This window comes from Hyphomonas sp. UBA3195 (assembly GCF_002366485.1).
Classification (GTDB): Bacteria; Pseudomonadota; Alphaproteobacteria; order Caulobacterales; family Hyphomonadaceae; genus Hyphomonas.
Genome location: NZ_DEXB01000002.1, coordinates 95918 through 101917, shown reverse-complemented (window position 1 = coordinate 101917; position 6000 = coordinate 95918). Strand labels below are relative to the sequence as shown.

Sequence of the window (6000 nt, the reverse complement as noted above, 5' to 3'; positions counted from 1 at the left end):
CCATCGGGATAATAGCCTGCGGCGCGCGCCATTACGCGATAACCATGGCGTTCGTAAAGACGCTTTGCGCGGCTATTTGTTTCGCGCACTTCGAGCCGGAGTGTATCGCAGCTTCGCTGCTTTGAAATGTTTTCGCATTTTTCAAGGAAAAGGTCGGAAAGCCCGGTGCCGCGCGCAGCTTCTGCGACGGACAGGGAATAGAGTCGCGCGGCTTTGCTGTTGCGGCGGAACAGGAGGACAGCTGCACCGGTCAGGCCATCCTTTCCGTCGGATACGAGGATTGCCGAATTCCCGCTCAGCAAGCGCCGCCACGTGCGTCGCGAAAACCGGTCTTCCTCCGGAAAGGCAAGCTCCAGGTCTGTCAGCGCTGCGATGTCGTCCAGGGTGGCGGCGCGAATGTCGTGCATCGAGGCGGGGCTAGCGGAGCAGAACCATGTCGTCACGATGGACGATGGCCGGGCGGCCGCGATAGCCGAGGATCGCCTCGACCTCTTCGCTATGGCGGCCGATGACGCGGGCGATCTCGCCCGAACTGTAGGCGGTGACGCCCTTGCCGACCATCTGGCCGGAGGGCGCGTTCAAGGCGACGGCGGCCCCGCGCTCGAAAGTGCCCGTGACGGCGGTGATCCCCACGGCCAGCAGGCTCGCCCCACCGCGCAGGGCCTTGGCCGCGCCTTCGTCCAGTTCGATTGAGCCTTCGGGTGTCAGGTGTCCTGCCAGCCACGCTGCGCGGGCATTGGCGGGCGTGGTGGCGGCGGAAATCAGAGTCGCCCGCGCGTCGTCTTCGATGGCAAGCAACGGATGGTCCCGATTGCCAAGCGTGATCAGCGTGGAGCAGCCGGCAGCATGCGCAATTCGCGCGGCGGCGAGCTTGGTTGCCATGCCGCCAGAGCCGACACCGGCATCAGCGTTCGCGCCGGTCGCCATCGCGTCATGTTCGGCGGTCAGCTGGTCGAGGCGGGGAATATGCGTTGCCTCCGGGTGGGTGCGCGGATCCGCCGTGTAGAGGCCGTCGATATCCGACAGGAGCACCAGCACATCCGCGCCCATCATCTGGGCGACGCGCGCGGCCAGCCGGTCATTGTCGCCATAGCGAATCTCGTCAGTCGCCACCGTGTCATTCTCATTGATGACCGGCACCACGCCTGATTCCAGCAAGGTCTCGAGGGTTGCGCGCGCGTTCAGCCAGCGCCGGCGATTTTCGGTGTCGCCAAGCGTCAGCAGTGCCTGGCCGATGGTGACATCATGCGGCTCGAAGGCTTGGCCGATGGCAGACATTAAGCGCAGCTGGCCGATCGCGGCGGCGGCCTGTTTCTGGTCGAGACGGTTTGAAACAGAATTGCCAACACTTTTGCGACCCAATGCAACCGCGCCGGACGAAACGAGAATGATTTGAAACCCTCTGGAACGCAGTGAAACAATATCGAATGCCAGTTTCTCCAGCCAGGCATGGCGCGGTTGGCCGTGCTCTGCGACAAGGGCAGAGCCGGTCTTCACCACGATACGCTTGGCAGAAGCAAAAGGCGTTTCAGTCATCTGGCGGAGCGATACACTGCTGCGGCAAATGCCGGAAGCGAAAATGAAGCCGTTGACAAGCCGGGCGATTGACCGTCACGACAGTTGAAAAGACGAGGTTTTCTGCAATGCCCCAATTCGACATGATCCTGCTGACCCCTGCCCAGGCCGAAGGCGCCGATGTGGTGGAACACACTGCTGGCTCGCCCGCCCGCGAAGGTGGCGGCGATGAGACTTATCGCTGCGGATCGTGCAAGACCAAGCTGCTGGTCAACGTGGCGCACCACGATGCGCACGGCGTGATCGTGAAGTGCGGCAAGTGCGGACGATTCAATACCGAGCCGCATCACCACCACTAAAGCGGCGTCCAGTCGGCGTCTTCGCCGGCATTCTCTTCCTCAGCTATGAGTCCGAGGTGGCGAGAGATCTCCGAAAGGGCTTTTTTCACGCCCACACGGGTCACCCCTGAGATCAGCAGCGGTTCGCCATCATAGACGGCCTTCAGTTTTGCGAGTTGCTCCTCGACCTGTTCAGGTGGCAGCGCGTCGATCTTGTTCAATGCGACCACTTCCGGCCTCTGGGCCAGCTCAGGGCTGTAGGCTTCCAACTCGTGGCGAATGGTCGTGTAGGCGCCCGCCACATCATCCTGGGTGCAATCGATCAGGTGCAGCAGCACTTTGCAGCGCTCGACATGGCCAAGGAAGCGATGGCCGAGGCCAGCCCCGTCTGCGGCACCTTCGATCAAGCCGGGAATGTCCGCCAGCACGAACCGGCTGCCAGGCCCCAGATCGACCACGCCAAGTCCGGGGTTCAGCGTCGTGAAGGGATAGTCGGCAATTTTGGGCGTCGCGGCGGTTACAACGCTCAGGAAGGTAGATTTGCCGGCATTCGGCAGACCCAGCAGGCCTGCATCCGCGATCAGTTTCAGGCGTAGCCAGATCCAGCGTTCCTCGCCGTCCTCGCCGGGATTGGCGCGGCGTGGTGCCTGATTGGTTGAAGACTTGAACCGTGTATTGCCCCAGCCGCCATTGCCGCCAACGGCGAGCAGGACGCGCTGGCCGACCTCTGTGAGGTCCGCAATCAGGGTTTCCTGATCATCTTCGAATATCTGGGTACCCACAGGCAGTTTCAGCACGACGTCATCGCCGCCCGCGCCGGTGCGCTCCTTGCCCATGCCGTGGCCGCCACGCTTGGCCTTGTAATGTTGCTGGTAGCGGTAATCGATCAGCGTATTCAGCCCCTCAACAGCTTCCGCCCAGACATCGCCGCCGCGTCCGCCATCGCCGCCGTTCGGACCGCCATACTCGACGTATTTCTCACGGCGAAATGAGACGCAGCCCGCGCCGCCACCGCCGGACTTGATGAACACTTTGGCCTGATCGAGAAATTTCATGTCTGTACTCTTACGTGTTTCAGTCGATCCGCGCCATATTGACGTGGCCTACCATCTCTCCGCGACCAAGGCAGAAGACCTTGATCCGATCTGCCTTCATGAAGGCCAGTTTTTCCAGAACGCGGCCCGAGGCCGGATTATCATCCAGGTAGCCTGACACAAAGCCGCGTTCGCCGCGCTGCTTCAGCCAGCCCACAAGCGCCTCGGTGGCCTCTGTCATGAGACCATTGCCCCAGCGGTCCGGCGAGAGCCAATATCCGATCTCGAAGGGCAACCAGGTGCTGTCGCGATGCGCGCTGGTCACGCCTACCAATTCCCCGTTCTCGACAATCGCATAGGGGTGCTTGGTATTCTCTTCACGCCCTGCAGTGTGACCGGCAATCCAGGCAAGCGTCTGAGCCACCGTCTGGTTCGCGGGAATGCGCGCCACCATGCGGTAAACTCTCGGATCATTGACCAGATCGGCGATCCGTGCCGCGTCGCTGGCCTCCACCGGGCGCAGGACCAGCCGGTCGGTCGTGATTTGCGTACTCATGCCGTAACTCCCTCCATGAGGACCAAGCGGGCAGGGGAGGACATAATAAAGGGGAGGCAGTGGCCTGCCTCCCCTTGGAAACTGATCGTCTGAAGCGATCCGGCCACGTATCCCGCGGCCGCGCTGTCAGCCGCTTATTCTGCTGCTTCCGCGACCGGTACAATATTCACGTAGAGACGGCCGCCCGTCTTGCGCGTGAACTCAACCTTGCCTTCGGAAAGCGCAAACAGGGTGTGGTCGCGGCCAATGCCGACGCCCTTGCCTGGGTATTTCTGCGTACCGCGCTGGCGCACGATGATATTGCCCGGAATGACGTGCTCGCCGCCAAATTTCTTGACGCCAAGATATTTCGGGTTTGAGTCGCGGCCGTTACGGGACGAACCACCTGATTTCTTATGAGCCATGCTTTGCTCCGATCCTCTATAAAGGGCTTATAGCGCCCTTATGCGTCCTTGGCGAATTCTTCGGCCTGCTTGATCCACTCATCGCGAGTGATGCGGCCTGGGAAGCTCATTTCTTCTTCCAGCTCAGTGATCTGCTCTTCTTTCAAGGCAGCGACCTGCCAGAAGAAGTAGATGCCAGCTTCGTGGAGCTTTTTCTCGAGAACCGGGCCGACGCCTGAAATCTTTTTCAGATTGTCCGGCTTGCCTTCGAGATTGGCGATACGACCGCGGGAATCGACTTCCGGCTTGGCTGCGGGTGCAGCAGCTTCTGCGGCAGGCGTCTCGGCCTTTGGAGCGGCGGCCTTCTTTGGCGCGGCTTTCTTGGCTGGCTTCTTGCCGTCGGTGCTGATGCCAGTGATCTTGACGACCGTCAGGTGCTGGCGGTGGCCTTGCGTACGGCGATAGGTCTGGCGCTGGCGCTTCTTGCGAATGATGACTTTGTCACCGCGCGTTTGCTCCTCGACTTCACCGAACACGCTTGCACCGTCAACCAGGGGAGCGCCAACAGTTACGTCGTCGCCATTGCCCAGCATGAGCACGGTTTCAAAGGTTACGTCCTTACCGGCTTCAGTATCCAGCTTTTCGACGGTGATCGTATCACCTTCCGCGACTTTATACTGCTTGCCGCCTGTTTTGATGACCGCGAACATGGGTCTCGTCCTTCCGGAATGGTAAGCGAAATGAATTGCGCGCGAAGCCGTTGCCGGTTCCGCGCTCGAAGCGGCGGGTAAACACCAATCGGGGCGCGCTGTCAAATGTCATCTTCAGGCGATTTCAGGTGCTTGCATGTGGCGCGCATATTATATAGTGCAGGCAGCCGTCCACAGGCTCCGCGGAGAGGTGCTAGAGTGGTTGAATAGGCTAGTCTCGAAAACTAGTGAACTCGCAAGGGTTCCGAGGGTTCGAATCCCTCTCTCTCCGCCAGCCAGTCTTCAGAGATTGGCTGAATTCGTGCAGCAACGAAATAGTGGCCGGTTCTCCGGGACTTGCGCCCGACTTGGCGACACGAACGAGCATATATCCATACATTGTAGTCTCCGATCGGCCGAATCCAGGCACCCGTCTCCATTCGCCTATTCGGGGGTTACGTTCAGGTCGATTTTGTCCGAATAACAGGGAATTTACAGGGAATTTCTCCAATGAGCCTGGCTCCCGCAATCGCGATATCTGCCATGCCTCAACCTGACCGAATAGCCGTCATGTGAGCGTGCGGACACTCCCGGCCAGAGCGCAGACATCAAGGGTCGATTTGCAGCGAAGCCGACTGATCCTGCCAGGGGCATTGTCAGGGGAAACGGCCTTGAGGCGTATGGCAGGGGCGTCTAGCCTTGGAAAATGACCAAGAACCCGTTCCGCTACTTCAAGACGTCGCCCGAGATTATCCAGCTTGCGGTCATGATGTATGTCCGATTTCCGCTGTCATTGAGGAATGTCGAAGACCTACTCCACGAGCGCGGGATCGACATCTGCCACGAAACGGTCCGACACTGGGTGGACCGTTTCGGCACTTACTTCGCGCACAAGATCCGCAGACGTCGTTCGGAAAGATTGAGACAATCGCCGCAATGGCAGTGGCACCTGGACGAAGTCTTTGTGAAGATCCGTGGAAAGACCCGCTATCTTTGGCGCGCAGTCGACCATGAGGGCGAAGTTCTGGAGTCCTTCGTAACGAAGACGCGCGATAAGGTTTCAGCGTTGAAATTCATGAGAAAAGCCATGAAGCGGTACGGCAATCCACATGTCGTGGTGACTGACAAGTGCCCATCGTATCGAGCCGCTATGAAATTGATTGGGAACGCCGGCCGCCAGGAAACAGGGCGTCATCTCAATAATAGGGCCGAGAACTCTCATTTGCCATTCCGAAGGCGAGAGCGGGCGATGTCTCGCTTCCGGCGCATGCGAAGTCCTCAGAAGTTCGCTTCAATTCACTCCTCAGTGTACAATCACTTCAATCATCAAAAGAATATCGAGAGCAGGGCCAGGTTTAAATTGCTACGTGACGCCGCTCTTCTCGAATGGCGCGCGCTGATCGTTGCCTGAGACCTGTTGGTCCGCGAATAAAGGAGACTGGTTCGAGTTAGTCTGACAGCACCCTTTAACAATTGTTGAATACG

The 6000-nt window shown here is 59.5% G+C and carries 8 protein-coding genes and 1 tRNA gene; 3 read left to right on the top strand and 6 right to left on the bottom strand.

All coding sequences use genetic code 11. From position 1 onward, the window contains the following. Positions 1-407 (bottom strand): GNAT family N-acetyltransferase (locus B2344_RS00795; protein WP_290484454.1); only part of this gene is annotated, 407 nt, incomplete at its 3' end. A 10-nt stretch (positions 408-417) separates the two neighbouring features. Continuing rightward, on the bottom strand, positions 418-1536 hold the full coding sequence (gene proB, locus B2344_RS00790; protein WP_206990979.1) for a glutamate 5-kinase: 1119 nt from the start codon (positions 1534-1536) through the stop codon (positions 418-420). 68 nt (positions 1537-1604) lie between these two features. Between proB and B2344_RS00785 the strand changes: the two genes are divergently transcribed. After that, positions 1605-1874 (top strand): hypothetical protein, encoded by a 270-nt coding sequence (locus B2344_RS00785; protein ID WP_206990978.1) that lies wholly within the window; start codon positions 1605-1607, stop codon positions 1872-1874. On the opposite strand, the gene obgE is transcribed toward B2344_RS00785, so the two are convergent. From obgE to B2344_RS00765, 4 genes are all read right to left on the bottom strand, one after another. Beyond that, complete coding sequence (obgE, locus tag B2344_RS00780) at positions 1871-2908, bottom strand: GTPase ObgE (protein WP_290483390.1); 1038 nt, start codon at positions 2906-2908, stop codon at positions 1871-1873. The genes B2344_RS00785 and obgE overlap by 4 nt on opposite strands. A 19-nt stretch (positions 2909-2927) precedes the next feature. Next, on the bottom strand, positions 2928-3443 hold the full coding sequence (locus B2344_RS00775; RefSeq protein WP_290483389.1) for a GNAT family N-acetyltransferase: 516 nt from the start codon (positions 3441-3443) through the stop codon (positions 2928-2930). Positions 3444-3577: 134 nt separating this feature from the next. Further along, positions 3578-3847 carry a 50S ribosomal protein L27 gene (rpmA, locus tag B2344_RS00770; RefSeq protein WP_034811276.1) on the bottom strand — a complete coding sequence of 90 codons (270 nt, stop codon included), beginning with the start codon at positions 3845-3847 and terminating at the stop codon, positions 3578-3580. Between the two features lie 38 nt (positions 3848-3885). Next, a complete protein-coding gene (locus B2344_RS00765; RefSeq protein WP_034811278.1) occupies positions 3886-4536 on the bottom strand; it encodes a 50S ribosomal protein L21 in 651 nt (216 codons plus the stop codon). Positions 4537-4720: 184 nt separating this feature from the next. Between B2344_RS00765 and B2344_RS00760 the strand changes: the two genes are divergently transcribed. Next, positions 4721-4810 (top strand) — tRNA-Ser (locus tag B2344_RS00760). A 411-nt stretch (positions 4811-5221) separates the two neighbouring features. After that, on the top strand, positions 5222-5926 hold the full coding sequence (locus B2344_RS00755; protein WP_290481456.1) for an IS6 family transposase: 705 nt from the start codon (positions 5222-5224) through the stop codon (positions 5924-5926). Positions 5927-6000: the final 74 nt, after the last annotated feature.

Coding starts and splice junctions, on each gene's coding strand:
- proB (WP_206990979.1), bottom strand. CDS start 1,536: ATGACTGAAACGCCTTTTGCTTCTGCCAAGCGTATCGTGGTGAAGACC.
- obgE (WP_290483390.1), bottom strand. CDS start 2,908: ATGAAATTTCTCGATCAGGCCAAAGTGTTCATCAAGTCCGGCGGTGGC.
- B2344_RS00775 (WP_290483389.1), bottom strand. CDS start 3,443: ATGAGTACGCAAATCACGACCGACCGGCTGGTCCTGCGCCCGGTGGAG.
- rpmA (WP_034811276.1), bottom strand. CDS start 3,847: ATGGCTCATAAGAAATCAGGTGGTTCGTCCCGTAACGGCCGCGACTCA.
- B2344_RS00765 (WP_034811278.1), bottom strand. CDS start 4,536: ATGTTCGCGGTCATCAAAACAGGCGGCAAGCAGTATAAAGTCGCGGAA.
- B2344_RS00755 (WP_290481456.1), top strand. CDS start 5,222: ATGACCAAGAACCCGTTCCGCTACTTCAAGACGTCGCCCGAGATTATC.